Below are 22,475 nucleotides of genomic sequence, written 5' to 3'. Positions count from 1 at the left end.
TCATATGGCTTAGTGGCCAGATGGACACCTTGCGGGACGCTGAGTTCACCATCATCGGCGGCGGCGCGATCGGCTGCGCCGTCGCCTACCACCTCGCCGAGGCGGGATACACCGACGTCCAGCTGCTCGAAGCCGGCGAGCTGGCCGGTGCGACCACCAGTAAGGCCGCCGGCCTGGTCGGCCAGGTGCGTACCAGCGCGGAACGCACCCGGCTGGCCATGGCCAGCGTGCGGCTGTTCACCGACTTCGCCCGGCGAACCGGGTATCCGGTGGACTGGCGGCAGACCGGCAGCATCCGGATCGCTTACACCGAGCCACGGGAGCAGGAGTTCCACCGGATGGCCGCGGTCGCCGAATCGGTCGGGCTAGGAGTGGAATTCCTCGCCCCTGCCCGGCTCGCCGAGCTGGTGCCCGGCATCGATACCAGCCGCGTGCGCGCGGCGCTGCACTGTCCCACCGACGGCTATCTCCAGCCGCACAGCTTGACCACCGCATACGCGCGGGCCGCGCGCGATCGCGGCGTACGGCTGGTGCCACACGCCCCGGTCCGCGGGATAGCCGTGCGCGATGGCGCGGTATGCGGGGTTCGCACGGATGCGGGTGAGATACGTACCGAAACGGTGATCAACGCGGCCGGTCCGTGGGCACACCGGATCGCCGCGATGGTCGGGCTGGACCTGCCGATCGTCCCGGTACGCCATCAGTACTACGTCACTGAACCAGTGGATGGTTGGCATCCGGAACTGCCCGTGCTGCGCATCCCGGATGCCCGACTGTACGTGCGCGCCGAGATCTCCGGTGTGCTCTGCGGGGGCTGGGAGGCGAACGCGGACAGTCGTGATCCGCGCGAGCTGACCGGTGGCGGGCTCTGGCCGTGCCCGCCGGACTGGGACGTGCTCGCCGGGTTCGCCGGCGACCTGGCCGAGCTGCTGCCCGGCACGGCCGAGGCCGGACCGCGCGAGGTGTTCCGTGGCTGGCCGGCGTTCACCCCGGACGGCCGGTTCGTCGTCGGGCCGGTACCCGGGCTGCGTGGCTTCGTGTTCGCCGCCGGCTGCAATGCGCATGGCGTATCCGGCTCGGCTGGGCTGGCCGAACACGTGCTGGCGAGTATGCGGCCCGATCCCTCACCGTATGTGGCCTCGCTGAGCCCGCGCAGGTTCATGTCCGCGGATTGGACCTGGGCGCAGGCCGAGCATGCGGCTCGCGGGGTGTACCAGGACTACTACGCGGGACTGGCCGCCGCCGCGCAGGGCGGGTGACTAGTGTCCTGAGTTAGGGGTTCGTTAGCGGATTTCGGTGATCCAGGTGGATGCATCGCAAGGCGGAGGTGGGGGTGCCCCCCGCCGTGAGGTGGGGGAGAGGTCATAGCAGAGCTATGGCCGACGACGCTCCCCTGCTGTGGCCGTCAAGCGTGCCACAGCGGGGGCCCAACGCCGCGAGGCGCCGCCTGGGCCCGAAAGACGCCACTCATACTCCTGGCTCAGGACACTCGTTAGCGCGATTCGCCGGGCAAGCCGTAATCTCGGAGATGTGCTGGATGAGTTGATCACTTCGGCCCCGGACTTCTCGCGCCAGGTCGGCGCGGGTACTCCCGCGCATGTGCGCATCGAGCAGTGGCTGATCGACGCGATCAGCAAGGGGCTACTGGCCCCTGGCGACAAGTTCCCAGGGGAGCGCGATTTCGCCGCGCGGATCGGCGTGAGCCGGATGACGCTGCGCCAGGCGCTGAACACGTTGGAACAGCGCGGGGTGCTGACCAGGGGCACGGGCCGCAGCGGGGGCGCGGTCGTCGTCGAGCCGAAGATCGAATGTGACCTGACCGGTGTCGCCGGGTTCACCGAGCAGATGCGCAGGGCACATCTGCGGGCCGGGGCGCGGCTGGTTTCCGCCCGCACCGAGCCGGCGAGCGCGCAGGTGGCGGAGGAACTGCAGATCACCGCGGGCGACCCGGTACACGAGGTGGTTCGCGTGCGCTCGGCGGAGCGGACACCGCTGGCCTTGGAGCGGTCGTGGTTTTCCGCGCGGCAGCTGCCGGATCTGCTCGAGCGGCGATTGACGGGTTCGTTGTACAACCTGCTCAGCAAGCAGTATGGGCTGCAACCGCATACCGCGGTCGAGCTGCTGGAGCCGGCGCGGGCCAGCGAGGCAGAGGCCGAGCGGTTGCGGATCGAGGTGGACGATCCGCTGATGTTGATCCAGCGCACGGCGTACTCTTCGGCCGGATTGCCGGTCGAGTTCGCCCGCGATCTGTTTCGCGCGGACCGGATCCGGATCATGGTGCGCAGCGGTCTGCAGGACAAATCCGGCACCTCACTCGGCGTCGTCGGCACCCGCTAGCGCGGGTTTTCGATCGACCCTTTTCGGTCTAGACCGTTTACCGGGTATGGCCCTACTATCGCCGGATGGGAATCGCAGAGGCCGAACAGGTGCGCGACGCTGCCATCCTCGGACTGCTGGACCGATCCGCCGTGCTCGCGGCGCATCCCCGGAGCGTTGAGGAACTGGTAGGTGGGCTCACCAACCGGAATTTCAAGGTGACGAACCCGAACGGGTGCTACGTTGCCAGAGTCTCGTCCACTCAAGGCGACTTACTCGCGATCAATCGCGAGCACGAGCATCGCAACTCGATCGCCGCCGCGGAGGCCGGCGTAGGCGCCCCGGTCGTCGACTACCTGCCCGGCGAAGGGTTGCTGGTCGTCGGTTTCCTGGACGGCCGTACCTACCACGATGCCGATCTATCCAATCTGGACAATCTGCGCAGAGTGGCCGAATCCTGCCGTGAGCTGCACGCCGGCCCCCGGTTCAACAACGGCTTCAGCATGTTCGATGTCCAGCCGCGGTACCTGAACATCGTTCGCTCGCACAATCTTCGGCTACCCGACCGCTATCTCGACTTTCTGCCGCAGGTGGAGCGCATCCAGCAGGCTCTCGCGGTACGCGATGAGGGCACCGTGCCGTGCAACAACGATCTGCTCGCGGAGAACTTCATCGATGACGGCGCAAAGATCTGGATCATCGACTACGAGTACTCCGGTAACAACGATCCCTGCTTCGAACTGGGCAATATCTGGAGCGAGGCCAGCCTGCCGATCGAACATCTCGGCGAACTGGTCACCGCCTACTACGGCAGACCGCTGCGGAACAAGTTCGCGCGGGCGCGGCTGCTCGGCCTGATGTCCAAATACGGCTGGATGCTCTGGGCCTCGATCCAGGCTGGCACCAGCGAGATCGACTTCGACTTCTGGTCGTGGGGAATGGAGAAGTATGAACGTGCCGTGGCTGAATTTGACGGCCCGGAGTTCGAGACGCTGCTCGCCGATGCGCAACAAACCGACTGACGAACGGTCTAGACCGTTTAATCTGGCATGGCTAGACTGGCGCCATGCCCGCTGAAGCCGTGCTGTTCGACTTCAACGGTACGTTGTCCGACGACGAGCCGTTGCTGCTACGCATCTTCACCGAGCTGTTCGCTGAACACCTCAACTGGCGAATGTCGCCGGATGAGTACTACACCCGACTTGCCGGGCTATCCGATGAGGAGATCGTGCGGACCGCGGTGACCGAACGGATCGGCGATTCGCCGGATACCGTGCGGCTGCTGCTTGACCGGCGTCGGCAGCGGTACCGGGAGCTGTTCGCCGAGCGTCCGACGATCACCGAATCGGCACTCGCGCTAGTCCAGCTGCTCAGCGAACGCGGCATCCCGCAGGGCATCGTGACTGGCGCAAGCCGGATAGACGTGTCCTATGCGTTGTCCACAGTAGGCATTGAAGATCAATTCGATGCGCTGGTGTGTATGGAAGATGTCCACGCCGGCAAGCCGGATCCGGAGGGGTACTTGCGGGGTGCGCGGGAGTTGGGGATCCGCCCTGAGCGCACCTACGTGTTTGAGGATTCGGTGCCGGGACTGCGCGCGGCGCGGGCGGCCGGCATGGTCGGCGTGGCAGTCGTAGGTACCCGGCCGGCAGGCGAGCTGCGAGCCGAGGCGCACGCGGTGCTTGATCGGCTGGATACCACGGCATGGCAACTGCTCGGTGAGGAGAACTGATCGTGTCGCAACAGGACACGCCGACGAAGGAACTGCCGGACTCGGCGCGGATTGTGATTGTTGGTGGCGGGGTAGCCGGTGCCAGCATCGCCTACCACCTTGCCGAGCTCGGTGAGCGGGATGTGCTGCTCGTGGACAGGGACGAATTGACCAGCGGGTCGACCTTCCACTCTGCGGGACTGGTCGGGCAGCTGAGGTCGGACCCGACGCTGACCAAGATGAACATGTATTCGGTGGAGCTGTACCGCAAACTCCAGGCAGGGGACAATCCACCTAGCTGGGTGGAATGCGGCGGGATCCGGCTCGCGTCCAGCGAAGAACGGCTCGCCGAGATTCGCCGGCAGATCGGCTGGGCCGAAACCTTCGGCCTGCCGCTCGAGGAGATTTCCGTCGACCGGGTGCGGGAGATGTTCCCGCTAATGAACCCGGAAGGTGTGCTCGGCGCGGCTTATCTGCCCACCGACGGTTATATCGACCCCTCGCAGCTGTGCTATGCCCTGGCCGCCGAGGCTCGGGCACTCGGCGTGCGGATCCGCACGAAAACCAGAGTGCTCGGGTTCGGTACCGACAAGGGCCGGGTTACCCAGGTCCGGACCGATCGGGGCGATATCGACTGCGAATTCGTGGTGAACTGCGGCGGTATGTTCGCCGCCGAGATTGGGCGGATGCTTGGCGTGCGGATCCCGCTCGTGCCGATGTCGCACCAGTATCTGGTCACCGAGGCGTTCCTGGAACCGACCGAGAAGCCGTTGCCTACGCTGCGCGATCCGGACCTGCTGGTGTACTACCGGCAAGAGGTTCGTGGCTTGGTGATGGGTGGCTATGAACGAGACGCCAGGGCGTGGACCGCGAGCGAGCGCTCCTTTGACGCGATACCGGCCGACTTCAACGGCAAGCTGCTTGGTGAGGACTGGGAGCGCTTCGAGGAAATCACCGAGAACTCCCAGATTCGGGTTCCCGCGATGGGCGATGTGGGCATCCGCAAGCTGATCAACGGGCCGGAGGCATTCACCCCGGACAACGAGTTCTGTCTCGGTGAAACCGAGATCGGTGGCTTCTTCGTCGCCGCTGGCCTGTGCGCGCACGGCATCGCCGGCGCGGGTGGGATCGGCAAGGTGATGGCCGAATGGATCGTCGGTGGCGAACCCGAGCTGGACGTCTGGCATATGGACATCAGTCGGTTCGGCACATACTACCGTTCGCCGTCCTACACACTGGCGCGGATCACCGAGAACTACGAGTCCTACTACGACATCAAGTATCCGAACCATGAGCGGTCCGCTGGGCGTCCACTTCGGACATCGCCAGCGTACGCCTGGCATCGCGAGCACGGCGCGTTCTTCGGTGAGAAAGCCGGCTGGGAACGGGTGAACTACTACCAGGGCAACGCGGACGCGGGCGACGAAACGCTGCGGCCACGCGGTTGGGCCGGCCAGAACTGGTCGCCCGCGATCGGCGCGGAGCACCTTGGCACCCGGCGGGCCGCCGGGCTGTTCGACGAATCCTCCTTCTCGAAGATCTCGGTAAGCGGTCCGGATTCGGCGCGGTTCCTGAACTGGGTATGCGATAACAGCGTGGCCCGCAAGGTCGGCGCGGTGACCTACACTCAGGCGTTGAACTCCCGTGGCGGGATCGAATGTGATTTCACCGTGACACGGACCGGGGACGAGGAGTTCCTTGTGGTCACCGGTACCGCGTTCGGCTCGCACGATATGGCGTGGTTGCGCAAGCAGGCGCGGCGCGGCGATGCGGCGGTGCGGATCGCCGACGTGACCGGCTTGTACGCCTGCTATGCCCTCTGGGGTCCATTGGCGCGGGACATTCTCGGCGAACTAACACCCGCTGATCTGTCCAATTCGGCCTTCCGGTTCATGACATCGCAAGAGATCAGCGTCGCGGACATCCCGGTGCGCGCGCTGCGGGTGACCTTCACTGGCGAGCTCGGTTGGGAGCTGTATACCTCGACCGAGTATGGCTTGGCGCTCTGGCAAGCGCTGTACGCGGCCGGCGAGCCGCACGGGATGATCACCGGTGGGTATCGGGCGATCGACAGTATGCGCGTGGAGAAGGGGTACCGGTCCTGGGGCGCGGATATCGGTGCGGACACCACGCCGTACGAGGCGGGCCTGGACTTCTGCGTGAAACTCGACAAGCCAGGCGGGTTTGTGGGTAAGCAGGCGTTGCTGGACGCGGGTGCACCGAAACGCAAGCTGGTTTGTGTGCGACTGAGCGACCCACGGTCCATTGTGCTGGGTAACGAACCGCTCCGGGTAGCCGGCGAGGTCGTCGGCAGGGTCACTTCGGGCGGTTACGGGTACTCGGTGCAGAGCTCGATCGCGTTCGGATACCTGCCAGTGGAACACGCCGAGCCGGGCACCGCGGTCGAGATCGATATCTTCGGCCGCTGGGTGCCTGGCACGATCGCCACCGAACCCCTGTTCGATCCGGAGTTCGCGCGGGTACGCGGCTGATCCCTTGTCCAATTTGCGGCGCTGTGCGTATATAGCACGGTGACCGTTATCCCGGGGGATGCGAAGGCGACGCGGCAGGGCTTCCTCCTGCTTGCGCGTCGGGTGCTGGTTCCGTTGCTACTCTGCGCGGCCGCGTTGTTCGCGGTGGCCGCGATCAGCCCGATGGACGCGGGCGAGGGCAGCACGTTGCACCTGGCCTGGTTGGTGTGCGCGGTGCTTGTCGCCGCCGCGTTGGTGCGCGGGGTGTTCGATCAGTTACGCGTCTGGCGGATCGTCGCGCTCGGCGCAGCGCTGGTTGTGCTGGGTGGGGTCAGCGCTGGCTGGATACTGCTGTGGCAGGTCAACAGCGCGGCTGGGGTCGGCTTGGCCATGCCGCTCGCGCTTGCCGCGTTGGGGGCGGTACTGCTGGCTGGCGTACTGATCTTGGTGCTGGCGCCGGTGGAGCGCTATCACCAGGTTGCGCCGGGCTCGAGGTGGTACCCGCTGCTCGCGGTTCCGCTTATCGTTGTGTTGCTTGCCGCTGGGGCCGGTTGGCTCGTCGCTCCGTACAATGTGGAGCTCGCCGAGGCAAGCGCTCCGGTGCGTACCGCTACCGAGCTCGAACTGGATGGCCGGACATCCTGGCAGGCTGAGCCGGGCGGCAGCGAGTTGAACTTTTACGATACCGCCGGCGGGCTGGCGGTGCCGGATGCCAATGGCCTTCGGATGTTGGACCCGAACACCGGACAACCACGCTGGAGCTTTCACCGGCACGACCTTGCCGGCGACGGGACGCTCACCGTGAGCTCGGACGGCCAGGTCATCGTTTTTGTGGCAACGCATATCTCGCAAATTCCGTTCGGCGGAACGTCCCGAACGTTGTGGATCTTCGACGCGCAGACTGGCGGCAGTTTGGCCGAGATCGACGCGAGCGAGATTCACGCATCCCAGATCGATGTCGTGGACGATCTGCTGATCACGAAGCCGCTTACGAGTCAAGCGGTAGTCAGTGCGCACGATTTTGACGGCGAACTTCGCTGGGAGCTACGTCCAGAGGAGAGCTGCAACCTTGGCGGCTTTCAGTCGGTTGACGATGCGTTGCTGGCGGTGCGCACCTGTACGGTTGATCCCTACGATGGGCCGGACCGGCGTGAACTGGTGCATGTGGACACCGCGAATGGGCACATTCAGTGGGCGTGGGAGGCGCCGGGCGCGCTACGGGTGTCGCCGGGTGGCGCTGAGCGGCCGGACCAGCTGCTGGTAGCCGCCGTCGAGCACCTGCCGCGCTCGGGTGCCGGAGCGGTACACGCCGTGCGACTGGATCTGGCCACGGGAAACGAGGTCTGGTCGAAGACCGTGGCGTTGCCAGCGCCGGAAGACGTGTACGTCGAGCAGCGGCATGCGGTGTTGTGGGCGGGCGATACCCCGGTCATCGCAAGGCACGTGTCGAGCGAGCTGGAACTGGCCGCGGTGGATCCGGAAACCGGGAAAACCGCGTGGCGGTACTCGACGGCGGTCCTCGATCACGGCAGTGGGCTGGTGCTGCCCGGCCGGTTCAATATCCGGTACGACGTGCTGGATGAGCGCGCCGGCGGGATTCTCACCGGGCTGCCCGATGGCCGATTGGCGATCAGCAGGACGGGTAGCGACCTGCGCTTGCTCGACGCGGATACGGGTGCCGAATCGGTTGTGCCACTGGAAGGTCACTGGCAGACCGGTAATGATCGCGCACTGCTCATATCCTCGGGTGGCCAGCTGTTGCTCGCGGAGATGCGGGTCGGCCAGGGCCGCGAAACGCCCCAGCTCACCGCCCTACGCTAACTCGCTAACCTTAAAGAACGCGGTTACGCGGCGTGCGCGCGGTTGCGGGGAATGACGGTGGCGGCGACCAGCGCGCCGATCGCCGAGCAGGCGGCTGCGATCAGCATGGTCGTGCTTTGCGCACTGCTGAACGCCGCGCGGGCCAGCTCGCCAAGCGCCGTCCCGTCCGGCAAACCCCGCGCGTAATCGAGCGTGCGGGCGAGCGAGGAGCCTACGTGCTCCGGCACCCGTGGTCCGCGACGCTGGCTTCGGCTGCCGCGTCCGTTTCGGGCTTGGTGATCGGCACGACCTCGGCGCAACTCGCCTGGCGGCACGAGCAGGAAACCGTTGCGCGCCAGACAATGAACGAACATGTGCGGCAAAACTCGGCCGAGTACCCGGTGTTCGCGGAGACCTTGTCCGCATTGGACGAAGACTGGGCCGGCCACTTCGACCGCTCGATCGCCTTCCTGCTCGCTGGTCTCCGTCAACCTCGCTAACCTTAAAGAACGCGGTTACTGTGCGTCGCGCGGTTCGCGCGCCCGGGCAGATGACCAGGGGTCAGCGGTAGGACCGGTGTTCTACCTCGCGTGCGTTCTCGTAGCAGTTCACGACGTCGTGGAAGTAGATCTCCAGATGGTCCAGCTGCTCGCCCGGCCAGCTGGTCAGTGGTGGTTCCGTTTCGGCATCTGGTGGTTCGATGTGCAGAGTGAGTGTCCACTCGGCATAGCCGCCGCTGATCGTCCAGGTCTTGTGCATAGTTGGTGCCCTCCCTTGGCGTGTGGGAACGTTCGCGTGATTCCAGCGGGGCAAGCAAGTTGCCGATCGGGTGAGGTGGGTTTCTTGCCAGCGTGGCAATACCCGAAGGTGGGGCGATGACTGGCGGGAACAGATCCTCGATCCGGCAGCGGCGGGTGTCCGCGGAGCTACGCAGGCTGCGCGAGGCACGCGGGATGAGCTGCGAAGAAGTGGCGCATGCGCTGGGTTGTTCGGTGAGCAAGATCAGCCGGATGGAGACCGGGGTGCGCGGGCTGAACGTGGACGATGTGGCCACGATTCTCGGCGTATTGCATGTGCCGGCAAAGCTGCGCGAGGAACTACTCGGGCTGGTGCGCAACAGCGCCGAGCGCAATGTGGTGCAGATTCATGGCAAACTGCCCGAGCCGCTGAAGGACCTGATCCGCGCGGAGAACGAGGCTGCCGCGCTGTACAACTACGAATCGCTGCTGGTGCCGGGCCTGTTGCAGACCGGCGACTATGCCCGCACGGTAATCCGCGCAGGCGACCCCACCCTGCCAGAACTAGAAGTTGACGAGCTCGTGACTAACCGGATGGCTCGGCAGGCGCTCCTTAGCCGCACTCGTGGGCCGACGCTCACCGTGATCATCGATGAGATGGTTTTGCGTCGTCCGATCGGCGCGCCTGGCGTACAGGCTGGTCAATTGCAGCACCTGCTGGCCATGTCTCAGAGGCCAAAGGTCGAGCTGAGGGTGGTGCCCTTCGCGACCCGCCAGCATCCTGGCCTGGGCGGGCCACTGATGATCCTTGATTTTGATGATCAGCCGACATTGGTGTCGTTCGACGCCCGCTCGATCAGTGGGCTGCTGGAGGAAGAGCCAGTGATTAAACGAGCGCGGCTGACCTGGCGAGGCCTGCTGGCCGTAGCATTATCGGCGGAAGACTCGGCGCGGCTTATTGCCGAGATCGCCGGCGAATTGACCTAGTACGAGGAGCGGACGATGGACGCCCTGGACCTTTCCGGTACTGCCTGGCGGAAGAGCAGCTACAGCGATGCGGGCAATAACTGCGTGGAGGTCGCACACACCGAACGGCTCGTCGCCGTCCGCGACTCGAAAAACCCGCACGGTCCCGTGTTGGCCTTCGACGCCGCCGCGTGGCGCGCCTTCCTCCCAACTCGCTAACCTTAAAGAACGCGGTAACTGAACGTGACCTACGCGAAACCGGCTCGGCGAGCGGTACTCCTCGGCGGGCTGGCCGGACTCGGCGCCACCCTGCTCGGCTGCGCTACCAGCGAGAGCAGCCAACCGCCCAGCGCGTCGGCAAGCAAGCCGCGCCCCAAACGCACCCCCGAGTTGTCCACATTGGAGTCCGAGAACGGTCGCCGGATCGGGGTGTACGCCCGGCACACCGGCACCGGCGAAACCGTGGCACACCGCGCGGACGAGCGCTTCCTGATGTGCTCCACCGCCAAACTGCTCGCCGCCAGTGCGATCCTCAAGCAGCACGAACAACAACCAGACCTGCTGGACAAGGTGATCCACTACGACCGCGAAGTGCTCATGCCCTACTCGGAGATCACCGAACAGCACGTCGACAAGGGCATGACCGTCGCCGAACTGGCCGCAGCAAGCATCACGCACAGCGATAACGCGGCGATGAACCTGCTGCTGGACGAGCTCGGCGGACCTTCGGTGGTCACCGACTTCGTGCGCGACCTCGGCGACGAGGTGACCCGGCTGGACCGGATCGAACCACACCTCAACGTGAGCGCGCCCGGGGACGAGCGGGATACCACCACACCCGAACGGATCGGCAGCGATCTTCGCGCGCTCGCCCTCGGTGACGCGCTCGCCGAGCAGGGCCGCGCGCGGCTGGTGCGCTGGCTGCGCGGCAACACCACCGGCGACAAGTCGATCAAGGCCGGGCTACCCCGCGACTGGCAGGTCGGGGACAAGACCGGCAGCGGGAACAACGGTGAGGTCAACGACGTCGCGGTGGCCTGGCCGCCGGACGGCGATCCGCTGATCATCGCGGTCTACACCGCACCGGACGGCGCGGAACGCGACAACGGCTACGAAACGGTTGCCGCCGCGGCAAAAATCGCCGCCGAAGCGCTGACCTCAAGCTGATAGGGGTCGGATAGCTGCGCGGGGCTGCCACGGGCGCATCTTCGATAGGATTTCGCCGTGCTGGATGCCGACGTCACGCTTGCCGCCGGCATGGAACTGACCTTGGTGCCGACTGATCGTGGCGGCCGACACGACCCTGTCGTGACGGTGCCAGGCAAGGCCTGGTCCTATCGGCCGAACTGGCGACTTCCAGGCATGACCGGGACCGAGCAGGCAGGCGCACCGGTGCTGGCCTTCTCAAGGCCGGTGGTGCATCCGGGGGAGCGGGCGCTGGCCGTCATCATTCCGATCTTTCCCGCGCTCATCCCGAGATGGCGGCGGGACGTCGTCGGCGGGGTCGTCCTACCCATGTACGAAGGGCCCCGGGTATGCGGGCACGGCCGTGTTCTCTGGGTGGCCGAGACGCGCTTGCCCCTGCCGGACGATGACGAGGCCTGCTTTGTGCACTGGTTGGAGTCCGGCGCCACGACTGTCGCCACGGATGGCTGACCTCGCCGAAGCGCTGACCTGGGCCCGGAGAGCAGGCCTTACTGCCCGATGCGTCCGTCGATGCGCTCGCGGAGCAGATCCACGTGCCCCATATGCCGGCCGTACTCCCAGATCATGTTGACCAGCGCACCGCGCAGCGATAGCTGCCCGCCGCCGCTGTCGTGCTCGTTCAACGGATCGTCGCCGGTGATGCCCAGGTCGGGTGCCTCCGCCACGAACCGCTCGGCGAAGCGCACCTCCGCGCGCCAGGCTTCCCACGCCCGCGCGACCACCTCCGGGTCCGGCACCGCGCCGGTGAAATCCCCGTCCCGGTCCTCTTCGGTGGTGAACAGCCGAGGCGTGTCCTGCCCGGCGAGTAGCCGACGAAACGTGCCGCGCTCGATCTCCGCCAGGTGCCGGACCAGTCCGAGCAGCGACATCGTGGACGGCTCGACGCTTCGCTCCGCCATCGCGGCCGCGTCCAGACCGGCGCATTTCAGCTCGAGGGTGAGCCGGGCACAGCGCAGTGCCTCGACCAGCGTGGTGCGCTCGTCACCAAGTTTTGGCCCGTGCTCGCGTGGGTCGTCCGGGGACGGCTTGCCATCCGCCGTGAACATATCGGCCCTTCTCAAAGTGACCATAGCCGTCAATCATCACCGCGTGCCCCGCCAGCCACAACGCATTTAACCGCGCAGGCGGATCCAGCGAGCCACGCTGTACGAACTCGAACGTATGTTCTACTCTGTGTTCGTGCGGCAACTGTCCATGTTCTCCGCCGAGGTGTACCCGGCCAGCGTCGATGACCTGGCCGGAGTGCTGTGCGGGCACGGTCAGCTGGTGAGCTTCGGACGGACCGCCGCCCGGCTTTCCGTGGTGGTGGACGCGGAGTGGCGCGCCCGGTTGCTCGCCGAGGAGTGCGCGCTGCGCGGGGTGGCGGTCGAGCTAACCCACTCCGAGGAGGGGCATCCGCTGCTGCGTACCGCCTTCCGCGCGGACCTCATCGCGCTCGCCAACGCGTGGACTAGGGGCGCGGTCAAGGCAGTGCCCACAGGTCTGCGGCTGGACGGGCAGACGCTGCGCCTGTGGGCGCTTTCCGGTGGCGACTGGTCGCATGCCGGCTACCTGTTACCCCTCGATCCGCGTGCGCCGGACACCCACGAACCGCTTGCCGAACTGCTGACCGACACGGGACTGCGGGCGAGCCAGATCGGCATCCGGGCCGGCGGGCCCGGGCTACGGCTCACCGGCCGAGGGCGACTCGCCCGGCTGGCCGAGCTGATCGGTCCCGCGCCGGAGCCAGCCGCCTTACACTGGCCCCTTCGCTCAACCGCCTAGTCGTGTCAAGTAGGTATACCTGGGAAAAACGCCGTCACAAGAACTTCGCGAGCGCCGTGCGTCAAGACCGCAGAGCTTGTGATACGAATCACAAGCCGTGTGCGGTTGGTGACCTGACCGGCGTTGTGTGGGGTGTTCGGTGCACACTGGCGAGTTGAGACAGGCGAGATGAAAGAGCGGAACGCGTGGCAGGATCGACAGGCACGAAGAAGAAATCGGCCGGGGCGAACGGTTCATCGACTCGACGCTTAGTGATCGTGGAGTCGCCGGCCAAGGCGCGCAAGATTGCGTCCTACCTGGGCGGAAACTTCGTGGTGGAGTCGTCCAAGGGGCACATCAGGGACCTCCCGCGCGGCGCCGCCGACGTACCGGCGAAGTACAAGGGCGAGTCCTGGGCGCGGCTCGGCGTGGACGTGGACAACGACTTCGAACCGCTGTACATCGTCACCCCGGACAAGAAGTCCACCGTCACCGAACTCAAGGGTTTACTCAAAGACGTCGACGAGCTCTATCTCGCGACGGACGGTGACCGCGAGGGCGAGGCCATCGCCTGGCATCTGCTCGAAGCGCTGAAGCCGAAGGTGCCAGTGCGCCGGATGGTGTTCCACGAGATCACCGAATCCGCCATCCGCGCGGCGGCGGAGAACCCGCGCGATCTGGACAACGATCTGGTGGACGCGCAGGAGACCCGGCGCATCCTGGACCGGCTGTACGGCTACGAGGTCAGCCCGGTGCTGTGGAAGAAGGTCATGCCGAAGCTCTCGGCTGGCCGGGTGCAGTCCGTCGCCACCCGGATCGTGGTGCAGCGGGAGCGCGAGCGGATGAGCTTCGTGGCCGCCGCGTACTGGGACATCTCCGCGACCATGGACGCCGGCGCGGAGGCCACGCCACGCAACTTCAACGCGCGGCTGGTCACTGTGGACGGTGCGAAGCTGGCCACCGGCAAGGACTTCGGGCACGACGGCCAGCTCAAGGCCGGTTCGCAGGACGTGCGCACGCTGGACGAGGCCGAGGCGAACCGGCTTGCCACCGCGCTCGCGGACACCCAGTTCACGGTCAGCAGCGTCGAGGCCAAGCCGTACACCCGCAAGCCGTACGCGCCGTTCATGACCTCGACCCTGCAGCAGGAATCCGGGCGCAAACTGCGGTTCTCCGCCGAGCGCACCATGCGGATCGCGCAGCGGTTGTACGAGAACGGCTACATCACCTATATGCGTACCGACTCGACCACGCTGTCGGACACCGCGCTGACCGCGGCGCGCAACCAGGCCACCGAGCTCTACGGCGCGCAGTACGTGTCGAACAGCCCGCGCCAGTACACCCGCAAGGTGAAAAACGCGCAGGAAGCGCACGAGGCGATCCGTCCGGCTGGGGAAGTTTTCCGCACCCCGGGTCAGGTGGCCAACGAGCTGGACACCGAGGAGTTCCGGCTCTACGAGCTGATCTGGCAGCGCACCATCGCCTCGCAGATGGCCGATGCCAAGGGCACCACGGTATCCGTGCGGATCACCGGCAATGCCGCCTCCGGCGAGGAGTGCACCTTCGCCGCCTCCGGGCGCACCATCACCTTCGCCGGTTTCCTCAAGGCCTACGTGGAAGCGGTGGACTCGGAATCCGGTGGGGAAGCCGATGACGCCGAGCGTCGGCTGCCCGAGCTGGTCAAAGACCAGCGGCTCACCGCGGCCGAGCTGTCGCCGGATGGGCATTCCACCAGCCCGCCGGCCAGGTACACCGAGCCGAGGTTGGTCAGCACGCTCGAAGAACTCGGCATCGGGCGACCGTCCACATACGCGTCGATCATCAACACCATCCAGAACCGCGGCTATGTGTGGAAGAAGGGTTCCGCGCTGGTGCCGTCCTGGGTGGCCTTCGCCGTGGTCGGCTTGCTGGAACAGCACTTCGAGCGGTTGGTGGACTACGACTTCACGGCCGCCATGGAGGACGAGCTCGACTCGATCGCCAGTGGTGACCAGGCGCGCACCGCGTGGCTTTCCGGGTTCTACTTCGGCGGGCAGAGCGGGCCGACTGGCTCGGTCGGGCGCTCCGGCGGGTTGAAGAAGCTGGTTGGCAGCGGCGTCGAGCACATCGACGCGCGTGAGGTGAACTCCATTCCGATGTTCACCGACGACGCCGGGCGCACCGTGTACGTGCGGGTTGGCCGGTACGGGCCGTATCTGGAGCGGGAGGTGGACGGCTCCTCGCAGCGGGCCAACCTGCCGGAGGACCTGCCGCCCGATGAGCTCACCGCGCAGATCGCCGAGGAACTGTTCGCGACCCCGCAGGAAGGTCGGACGCTCGGCACGGATCCGGTCAGCGGGCACGAGATCGTGGCCAAGGAGGGCCGGTTCGGTCCATACGTGACGGAGATCCTGCCGGAGGAGCCCGAGGCCGAAGGCGCGAAGAAGACCAGCAAGGCGAAGAAGCCGAAGCCGCGTACCGCCTCGCTGCTGAAGTCCATGGTGATCTCCGAGGTCACATTGGACGATGCGCTGAAACTGCTCTCGCTGCCCAGGGTGGTCGGTACCGATCCGGAGTCCGGCAACGAGATCACCGCGCAGAACGGTCGGTACGGCCCTTACCTGAAGAAGGGCACCGATTCCCGTTCGCTGGAAACCGAGGAGCAGATCTTCAACATCACGCTCGAGGAAGCGTTGAAGATCTACGCGGAACCGAAGCGACGTGGCCGGCAGGCCGCGGCGAAGCCGCCGTTGAAGGAGCTGGGCAACGACCCGCAGTCCGGTAAGCCGATGGTGGTCAAGGACGGCAGGTTCGGCCCGTACGTGACCGATGGCGAGTACAACGCCTCGCTGCGCAAGGGTGATTCCGTCGAGGAACTGACCGACGAGCGGGCGGCCGAGCTGCTTTCGGAAAAGCGCGCCAAGGGGCCCGCGCCGAAGAAACGCAGTACCGCGAAGAAGTCCACCAGCACCAAGTCCAGTACCACCAAGTCCAGTTCGGCGAAGAGTAAGACCACGGCGAAAACCAAGTCGTGACTTCCGTTTTCTCGCTGGCCAAGGCGGCGGCGGAACCCGTGCTCTCGCTCGGGGTTCCGCCCACATTGGACATTCCGGAGCAGCAGGCGCCGGAAAGCCATATTCAGGTGTCCCTGCGCGCGGCCATGCCCGGTACGCAACCGGTGTACGCCAGGGCGGTCGCGGGGCAGCAACACGCGGACGTGCTGGTGCCCGGTCAGCGCGCGGCGTACCGCGGCGGTCGCGCGGACATGATGACCGCGATGCTCGGCCTGCTGCCCGAGCGCGCGCCGGGGACCGCGGATTTCACCATGATTCACGCGGACCGGCGGGGCGAGATGCCGGCGGGGGAGTACGCCGCCGAGTTGGCGACCGTGTGGGAAACGATCGAGCGGCCGCGGATCGGCACCGCGATGATCGGGTTGAGCGTGTCCGGGCGGGCGGCTTTCGACCACGAGCGGCCGTCACTGCTGGTGCTGGACAACGACGACGGTAGGTACGTGCTGGGGCTGCTCGCGAACCAGCACGGCGGCACCACGCTGCTGCACCATCCGGCGAACAACGAGGTCATAGCCACCTGGGTGACCAACGCGATCGGTGACTACGAAGCGCGCCCGTGAGGCGCGGGTGTTTGGTACGAGTGCGCTAATTCGGGGTAAGCGGCTCGCTCCCCGCGCCGGCATGGTTGATAATCGGTCCAGAAAGGGAGTGATTGCGGTGGCGGGTCAGGATCGCTTCAGTGGCGACGGTACGGGCGCACCCGCGCCATACACGTCGCCGTCCGATCCACTCGGCGGACTCGTCACCGGCACCGTGCGCCCTGGGCGCTCCGGCGGCTCCTCGCAGGTCCCCGAGCAGCAGGCGCCGCAGGAACCCGACCGGGAACGCCTGCGCAGGGCGATGACCGCCATGTTCGGCGATGACGCAGACGGGGCAACGAAAACCGCCGATTCCACTGGCGCTGAGGCCGAACCGGCCGCGGAAAGTGCCCAACCCGCCGCCGCGGAGGCCGCGCCATCCACCGAATCGACCAAGCCCGCGATGGAGGTACCGCCCGCACCGGCGGCGGAGTCCGCGGGCCAGGAATCGTCCGGAGCGCGCGCCTGGCCCGGTAAGCCAACCGGCGAGCTGATGCGGATGGCCTGGCGGCCGGTACAGAACCGGCTGCGACCAGCCCGGCTGCGTAAACGCGAGGACGAGCTCACCTACGGCGCCGATCAGACCGACCCGACCGCGCAGCAAGGCCAGCTCGACGGACCGGACCAGGCCGAGGACCCCACGGCAGAACAGGGCCGGCGATCGGGCGTTCCTATCGGCGCCGTGGCGGTCGTGGTGTTCTCCGTACTCTTTCTCATCGTGGCCTACCTGATGATCAGCAGTCTCGCCCAAAGCATTTCCAGCCTGTTCAGCTGAATTCCGCCAGGCCCAACCGCTAAGTCACCCGATTAGGGTATGCGGATTCGCGGCCCGCTACCCTGAAGTTGCGAAAGCATGGGGATGGGGCACGTGCAGGCCAGGGAGAGGCGTCCGGCTCCTGGTAGCCAGATGGGACGCGGATTGAGGTGGGGCAGATCGGTGCGGTTGACTCGTCGAAGCAGGCGGGCACGTCTGCTTCGTCCGACGCGTCCACGGCACGTCGGATTCGCGCCGTACTTTCCATCCGCCCGTTTCGCCGGCTGTGGGGCACTACCTACCTGTGCAGCGCGGCCGACTGGCTGTCCTTCCTCGCGCTGACCGGGCTGACCACCAAGCTCACCGACAGCTACGCGATGCAGAACTTCGCGTTCAGCGGTGTGGTGCTCACCCAGCTGCTGCCGGGGCTGCTCTTCGCGCCACTCGGCGGGCTGCTCGCGGACCGGTTCGACCGGCGCAAGGTGATGGCCCTCTGCGACGTGCTGCGCTGCTCGCTGTTGCTGTCCATCCCGATCGTGGATGAGGCTTTCTGGATCTTCATCGCCAACGCGCTGGTCGGGTGCTGTGCGGCGATGTGGATTCCTTGTAAGGACTCGGCCGTGCCGAACTTGCTGCGGCGTAAGGAGCAGGTGGAAACGGCCAACCAGCTTGGTCTGGTGATGACCTACGGCATCTCGGTGATCACCGCGGCTGGACTGTACGCCGTGGTCACCGGCGTCGGCCCGATGCTGCACCTGCCGGAGAACCTGCTCGGCGAGCTGGTTTTCGCCAAGATCATCGTGGTGTTCAACGGCCTGCTTTACCTGGTCAGCGCGCTACTGGTGCTGACAAGGATTCCGGAACTCTCCCGTAGGGACACCGGGGTCCAGGTCGACACTTCGGAACGGGAAAGCGCGGGCCCGGCGCGCGCGGATGAGCAGAAGCTCGGACTGTTCGGCATGATTCGCGATGCCGGCCGGTTCGTGCGCAGCACGCCGCTGGTCCGAGGGCTGCTGATCGGCATGATCGGCGCGTTCGCCGCGGGCGGTGCGGTGGTGGGTAGCGCCAAGCCGTATTCGTCCAGCCTGCTCGGTGGCGACTCGACCTTCGGGTTGCTCTTCGTCGCGCTGTTCATCGGACTCGGCGCCGGCATGGTCGGCGCGCCGAAGTTGGCTCGCCGGTTGCCGCACAGCCGGTTGTTCGGCATCTCGATCGTGATCGCCGGTATCGCGCTGATCCTGGTCGCGCTCTCGCCGCATCTGGCCGTCGCGCTGATCACCGTCTCGCTGGTCGGTGGCTGCGCCGGCGTTGCCTTCCTGACCGGTGTGACGATCATCGGCACGCAGATCGAAGACGCGATTCGCGGCCGCATCAACGCGATCTACCAGTCGCTGATGAAACTGATCCTGGCCGGCACGATCGCGGTGACTCCGCTGCTAATCGGGTTGGTACGGCCGCGGATGATCGAGGTGTTCGGTCGGGTGATCGTGATCGACGGCACCCGGCCGGTGATGCTCGGTGGCGGTCTGATCGCCGCGCTGGTCGGGGTGATCGCCTACCGGCAGATGGGCGACCGGAGTCCGACGCCGATCATCTCCGATCTGCTCAATGCCATCCGTGGCAAGCGAATCCGCAGTGCCGGCTTGCTGATCTCGATCGAAGGCAGCGGCTCCACGGATACCGCGACGCAGGCCGGCAGGCTTGCCGAATGGCTGCGTGGCGGGAACCGCGAAGTGCTGCTCGCGGCCGAGCCCGGACTGGACGACGCGCGCTTGCGTGAAGTGCTGGACACCGTGTCCATCTCCGGCGCACGGGCGCGCGCGCTCGTTGCCGCGGCGGTACGCGCCGAGGTGGTGGAGCGCGATGTGCGGCCAGCGCTCGATGCCGGCGCCATCGTGGTGATGGATCGGTTCATGGACAGTCCACTCGCGCACCACGCCACGACCGCCGGGTTGGACCCAGCGGAAGTCGAAGGATTGACGGACTGGGCGACCGCGCGGCTGCGTCCGGACGTGACCGTCCTGCTGGATTCCGAGACGAACACCCAGGACGGCCAGTACGCCGGGCCACAGCTGCGGGTGCAGAGCTTGCTCAGCGATATGGCCGCTGCCGACCCTGATCGGTACGCGGTGGTCTACGCGGACGGCTCCGCCGATGACGTGGCCTCCCGGGTACGCGGCGCGGTGCATGCGATGCTCGCGGTACGGGATCCGAAACTCGGCCTCGGCTCGGACGGTTCGACGCAGCCGCCGGCCGCCGGCGCGGACCCGGTTCGGGCAGGCGCGGCCGGTGTGGATGCGGAGAAGGAATGACGGTTTGGGCTCAGCTGGTCGGGCAGGCTGAGGCGGTTGAGGTACTGAGCACGGCGTCCAATGCGGCAGCCGAGTTGGTGGCCGGTGGCGTACCGGCGAGTGGCGCGATGACGCATGCGTGGTTGTTCACCGGCCCGCCCGGTTCCGGACGATCCGTTGCGGCACGCACCTTCGCCGCCGCCCTGCAGTGCACCCAGGGGACCGGCTGTGCGGAGTGCACCGCCTGCCGGACGGCCTTGGCGGGTACGCACGCGGATGTGCGGATGGTCGAGCCCGAAGGACTGTCCATTTCGGTCGCCGAGATGCGCGAGCTGGTGCAGGCCGCGGCGCGCCGGCCGAGCACAGGGAACTGGCGAGTCGTGATCATCGCCGACGCCGACCGGTTGACCGAGGGCGCGGCGAACGCGCTACTGAAGGCCGTGGAGGAACCGCCGGAACGGACGGTTTTCCTGCTGTGCGCGCCCTCCGATCATCCCGAGGACGTATCGGTGACGATCCGGTCCAGGTGCCGGTCGATCGCCTTGCGCACGCCGCCGCCACCGGCGATCGCCGAAGTACTGCGGGATCGGGACGGGGTGCCCGAGGAGATGGCGCACTGGGCGGCGTCGGTCTGCGGTGGACATGTGGGCAGGGCGCGGCGGTTGGCCACCGACGCTTCCGCGCGCCAGCGCAGGGAGGCGGTGCTGCGTATCCCGCTCGGCTTGCGCCAGCCCGCGGCCGTTTTCGACTGCGCGGATGAACTGATCAAAACCGCGGAGTCGGACGCGAACGAGGTCAGCGGCGCGCGCGACGACGCGGAGCAAGAGGAACTGCGTACCGCGATGGGCGCGGGTGGTACCGGGAAGGGCACGGCGGCGGCGAAACGCTCGGCCGACGCGGCGGTACGCAAACTCGCGCAGCGGCAGAAGTCCAGGGCTACCCGCGCCCAGCGGGACGCGCTCGACCTTGCGCTGGTGGATCTCGCTGGGTTCTACCGGGATGTGCTGGTGTACGCCACGGGTTCGGGTAGCACGCTGACCCATCCGGATCGTGCATCGGACACCGCGAGCGCGGCGCGCGAATGGACGGCGGAATCGACCTTGCGCCGGCTGGAGGCCGTGCTCGGTTGCCGGGACGCGATCGAGTGGAACGTGAAACCGCGGATCGCGGTGGAGGCGATGGTCACCGCACTGCACCGCGGCTGACCATCGCCCGGCCCGCTATTCGTTGCGCCGCCGCGGTAGGGCGGCGAGCAGGACCACGCCGGCGAAGAGCATCCCGGTGCCCGTCCAGAACATCGGGACGGCCTGGTAGGCGGTCGAGGTCTGCGCCAGCTGCTTGGCTGGGGCCGCCTGCGGCTGCGGCTTGTCCGGTGCGCCGCCGGGTGCGGCCGGCTTGGTGCCGCACTGCACGCCGCCTTCCGGGGCGTAGGCGCGGGCGACCTGTTCGCCGAGGGAGACCTGGGCGAGCGCGGACGGCAGGTCGGGAAGTAGGTCGGCCAGCCGGTCGGTTGGCAGGATCTGCAGGTCGAGTAGGCGTGCCGTGGCGCCGAGTTGGAAGCCCTTGAACGGGTCGTCCAAGTTGCGGGAGCTCTCGTCGAGGCCGGCGATGTTCAGCCGGAGGACGCCGAGGTCCAGGGCCTGGTCGCCGGGGAGTTTGTTCAGTGCGCTACCGACGAGGGGCAGGCCGGCGAGCGGTTCGGTCAGTTGCTCGAGGCCACCGCCGATCGGTACGCCGACCGGGATGTCCAGCTTCGGGTTGGCCGCGTCCAGCTTGCCGAGGCTTTCGCCGCCCTGCGTGACTTCCAGAATGGGCGCGGTGTACTCGACCTTCGAGGTGTCTTTCGAGCCGGTCGAGGTTACTCGCAGGGTTGGCTGGCTGACCACGTTGATGCTCAGTTCCATTGGCGTGCCGGCGAGCAGCTTCAGCGCGGCGACCTGAAGGGTGGAGGTGGACTGGACTGCCTTGTTCTTGCTGTTCGGCAGGTCCACGAGTTTCACCACGGAGCGGGAGCTGAGCGTGTTCGGCAGGCTGAGCAGGGATCCGGGTTTGCCCTCCGCGCCGCCCTCGCCGGGCAGCAGGCCGCCAAGCTGGTCGAGGGGGCCGTCGAGGGCGTCCAGTCCGTCGACGAACTCGGGTGCCTGCTTCTTGGCGTCCTCGGTGAGCACCTGGTCCAGGTTGGGGGTGTTCTCGCCGCCGCCGAAGCTGGGCAGCGTGGGGATGGCGTTGAGCAGCGAGAGGCTGGCGATCTCGGTGTTCGCGTCGGCGATGGTGTCCACGCACGGGCCGAGTTGTTCGCTCCAGCGCGCGTGCACTTTGCCGTTGAGCAGTCCGGCCTTGATCACGGCATCCAGCGGGGTGGACGGCAGGTTGAGGCCGCCGGTGGTTGGCTCGGGGTTGTCCGGCAGGGCGGTCTGCGCCAGCGTGCCGGGCGTGTTCGGGCTGGAGCCCTGTAGTGCCATGCCCATCGGGGAAGCGATCGCGACCGAGCGTTCGTAGCTGAGGTAGGCCTCGGAGTTGGCCTGCGCGGAGGACATGCCGAAGCCGAGTTCGGCCGCTGCCTGTTTGGGCAGCTGGTCGTCGAAGTCAGGCAGGATCGTCTTGGTCGGGGCGCTGTTCGGTAGCAGGCGTAGTACCGCGAGGCCGGTGCCAGCGTCGGCGACCGCGCGCCCGAGTGGTTGCGGCTCGGCCGGCTGCGAGGGCGACGGATCGTCGGGGTTCTTCGGCGGCGGCACCGGGGTGGTGGACGGTTGTGCGGTGGCCGCGCCCGCCGAAAGGGCGAGCACCGCTGCCGCGAGCGGTAATGCCACACCAGCCCTGAAGCGTCTACGCCTGGACATTTGCCCTCC

At 66.9% G+C, this 22,475-nt stretch carries 21 protein-coding genes; 17 read left to right on the top strand and 4 right to left on the bottom strand.

Features of this window, described 5'->3' with window-relative positions:
* The first annotated feature begins 20 nt into the window (after nt 1-20).
* From EV191_RS03905 to EV191_RS03880, 6 genes are all read left to right on the top strand, one after another.
* Nucleotides 21-1,259, top strand: coding sequence for an NAD(P)/FAD-dependent oxidoreductase (locus tag EV191_RS03905; protein ID WP_132875394.1), 1,239 nt, complete (start codon nt 21-23; stop codon nt 1,257-1,259).
* A gap of 271 nt (nt 1,260-1,530) precedes the next feature.
* Nucleotides 1,531-2,337: a GntR family transcriptional regulator gene (locus EV191_RS03900; RefSeq protein ID WP_165912810.1), complete on the top strand. Its 807-nt coding sequence runs from the start codon at nt 1,531-1,533 to the stop codon at nt 2,335-2,337.
* Nucleotides 2,338-2,402: 65 nt separating this feature from the next.
* The gene (locus EV191_RS03895) at nt 2,403-3,338 is read left to right on the top strand and encodes a choline kinase family protein (protein ID WP_132875392.1); all 936 of its coding nucleotides are present in this window, start codon (nt 2,403-2,405) and stop codon (nt 3,336-3,338) included.
* A 44-nt stretch (nt 3,339-3,382) separates the two neighbouring features.
* Nucleotides 3,383-4,048 (top strand): HAD family hydrolase, encoded by a 666-nt coding sequence (locus EV191_RS03890; RefSeq protein WP_132875391.1) that lies wholly within the window; start codon nt 3,383-3,385, stop codon nt 4,046-4,048.
* Nucleotides 4,049-4,050: 2 nt separating this feature from the next.
* Nucleotides 4,051-6,519: a GcvT family protein gene (locus EV191_RS03885; protein ID WP_207894379.1), complete on the top strand. Its 2,469-nt coding sequence runs from the start codon at nt 4,051-4,053 to the stop codon at nt 6,517-6,519.
* A gap of 39 nt (nt 6,520-6,558) precedes the next feature.
* On the top strand, nt 6,559-8,319 hold the full coding sequence (locus EV191_RS03880) for an outer membrane protein assembly factor BamB family protein (protein WP_132875390.1): 1,761 nt from the start codon (nt 6,559-6,561) through the stop codon (nt 8,317-8,319).
* Between the two features lie 23 nt (nt 8,320-8,342).
* On the opposite strand, the gene EV191_RS03875 is transcribed toward EV191_RS03880, so the two are convergent.
* Nucleotides 8,343-8,546, bottom strand: coding sequence for a hypothetical protein (locus EV191_RS03875; protein WP_132875389.1), 204 nt, complete (start codon nt 8,544-8,546; stop codon nt 8,343-8,345).
* Between EV191_RS03875 and EV191_RS03870 the strand changes: the two genes are divergently transcribed.
* On the top strand, nt 8,535-8,798 hold the full coding sequence (locus EV191_RS03870; RefSeq protein WP_132875388.1) for a TetR/AcrR family transcriptional regulator C-terminal domain-containing protein: 264 nt from the start codon (nt 8,535-8,537) through the stop codon (nt 8,796-8,798). The two genes, EV191_RS03875 and EV191_RS03870, sit on opposite strands and share 12 nt — an antisense overlap.
* Before the next feature lie 61 nt (nt 8,799-8,859).
* Here the strand turns inward: EV191_RS03870 and EV191_RS03865 are convergent, their stop codons facing one another.
* Nucleotides 8,860-9,057, bottom strand: coding sequence for a hypothetical protein (locus EV191_RS03865; RefSeq protein WP_132875387.1), 198 nt, complete (start codon nt 9,055-9,057; stop codon nt 8,860-8,862).
* Nucleotides 9,058-9,173: 116 nt separating this feature from the next.
* Here EV191_RS03865 and EV191_RS03860 point away from each other — a divergent pair, with 116 nt between their 5' ends.
* From EV191_RS03860 to EV191_RS03845, 4 genes are read left to right on the top strand one after another with little or no spacing between them, the layout of a single operon-like run.
* Nucleotides 9,174-10,022, top strand: a complete 849-nt coding sequence (locus EV191_RS03860) for a helix-turn-helix domain-containing protein (RefSeq protein WP_132875386.1) — start codon at nt 9,174-9,176, stop codon at nt 10,020-10,022.
* Nucleotides 10,023-10,037: 15 nt separating this feature from the next.
* Nucleotides 10,038-10,220, top strand: coding sequence for a DUF397 domain-containing protein (locus EV191_RS03855; protein ID WP_132875385.1), 183 nt, complete (start codon nt 10,038-10,040; stop codon nt 10,218-10,220).
* Between the two features lie 24 nt (nt 10,221-10,244).
* Nucleotides 10,245-11,168, top strand: coding sequence for a class A beta-lactamase (bla, locus tag EV191_RS03850; RefSeq protein WP_165912809.1), 924 nt, complete (start codon nt 10,245-10,247; stop codon nt 11,166-11,168).
* Nucleotides 11,169-11,225: 57 nt separating this feature from the next.
* On the top strand, nt 11,226-11,657 hold the full coding sequence (locus EV191_RS03845; RefSeq protein WP_132875383.1) for a hypothetical protein: 432 nt from the start codon (nt 11,226-11,228) through the stop codon (nt 11,655-11,657).
* Between the two features lie 38 nt (nt 11,658-11,695).
* Here EV191_RS03845 and EV191_RS03840 read toward each other — a convergent pair whose 3' ends face one another.
* Nucleotides 11,696-12,277 (bottom strand): DinB family protein, encoded by a 582-nt coding sequence (locus EV191_RS03840; protein ID WP_132875382.1) that lies wholly within the window; start codon nt 12,275-12,277, stop codon nt 11,696-11,698.
* Nucleotides 12,278-12,386: 109 nt separating this feature from the next.
* On the opposite strand from EV191_RS03840, the gene EV191_RS03835 reads away from it, so the two are divergent.
* From EV191_RS03835 to EV191_RS03810, 6 genes are all read left to right on the top strand, one after another.
* Entirely contained in the window at nt 12,387-12,971 is a 585-nt protein-coding gene (locus EV191_RS03835) for a hypothetical protein (protein WP_132875381.1), read from the top strand.
* Nucleotides 12,972-13,156: 185 nt separating this feature from the next.
* Complete coding sequence (topA, locus tag EV191_RS03830) at nt 13,157-15,964, top strand: type I DNA topoisomerase (RefSeq protein ID WP_132875380.1); 2,808 nt, start codon at nt 13,157-13,159, stop codon at nt 15,962-15,964.
* Nucleotides 15,961-16,563, top strand: a complete 603-nt coding sequence (locus EV191_RS03825; protein ID WP_132875379.1) for an ESX secretion-associated protein EspG — start codon at nt 15,961-15,963, stop codon at nt 16,561-16,563. The genes topA and EV191_RS03825 overlap by 4 nt, the downstream gene beginning before the upstream one ends.
* 97 nt (nt 16,564-16,660) lie before the next feature.
* Nucleotides 16,661-17,356 carry a hypothetical protein gene (locus tag EV191_RS03820; RefSeq protein WP_132875378.1) on the top strand — a complete coding sequence of 232 codons (696 nt, stop codon included), beginning with the start codon at nt 16,661-16,663 and terminating at the stop codon, nt 17,354-17,356.
* 158 nt (nt 17,357-17,514) lie between these two features.
* Nucleotides 17,515-19,647, top strand: coding sequence for a bifunctional MFS transporter/dTMP kinase (locus EV191_RS03815; RefSeq protein WP_132876128.1), 2,133 nt, complete (start codon nt 17,515-17,517; stop codon nt 19,645-19,647).
* Complete coding sequence (locus EV191_RS03810; protein ID WP_132875377.1) at nt 19,644-20,831, top strand: DNA polymerase III subunit delta'; 1,188 nt, start codon at nt 19,644-19,646, stop codon at nt 20,829-20,831. The genes EV191_RS03815 and EV191_RS03810 overlap by 4 nt, the downstream gene beginning before the upstream one ends.
* Nucleotides 20,832-20,846: 15 nt before the next feature.
* On the opposite strand, the gene EV191_RS03805 is transcribed toward EV191_RS03810, so the two are convergent.
* The gene (locus EV191_RS03805) at nt 20,847-22,466 is read right to left on the bottom strand and encodes a hypothetical protein (RefSeq protein WP_132875376.1); all 1,620 of its coding nucleotides are present in this window, start codon (nt 22,464-22,466) and stop codon (nt 20,847-20,849) included.
* Nucleotides 22,467-22,475 lie beyond the last annotated feature (9 nt).

The organism is Tamaricihabitans halophyticus, assembly GCF_004340875.1.
GTDB classification, from domain to species: domain Bacteria; phylum Actinomycetota; class Actinomycetes; order Mycobacteriales; family Pseudonocardiaceae; genus Tamaricihabitans; species Tamaricihabitans halophyticus.
This window is presented reverse-complemented; position numbering and strand designations above follow the sequence as displayed.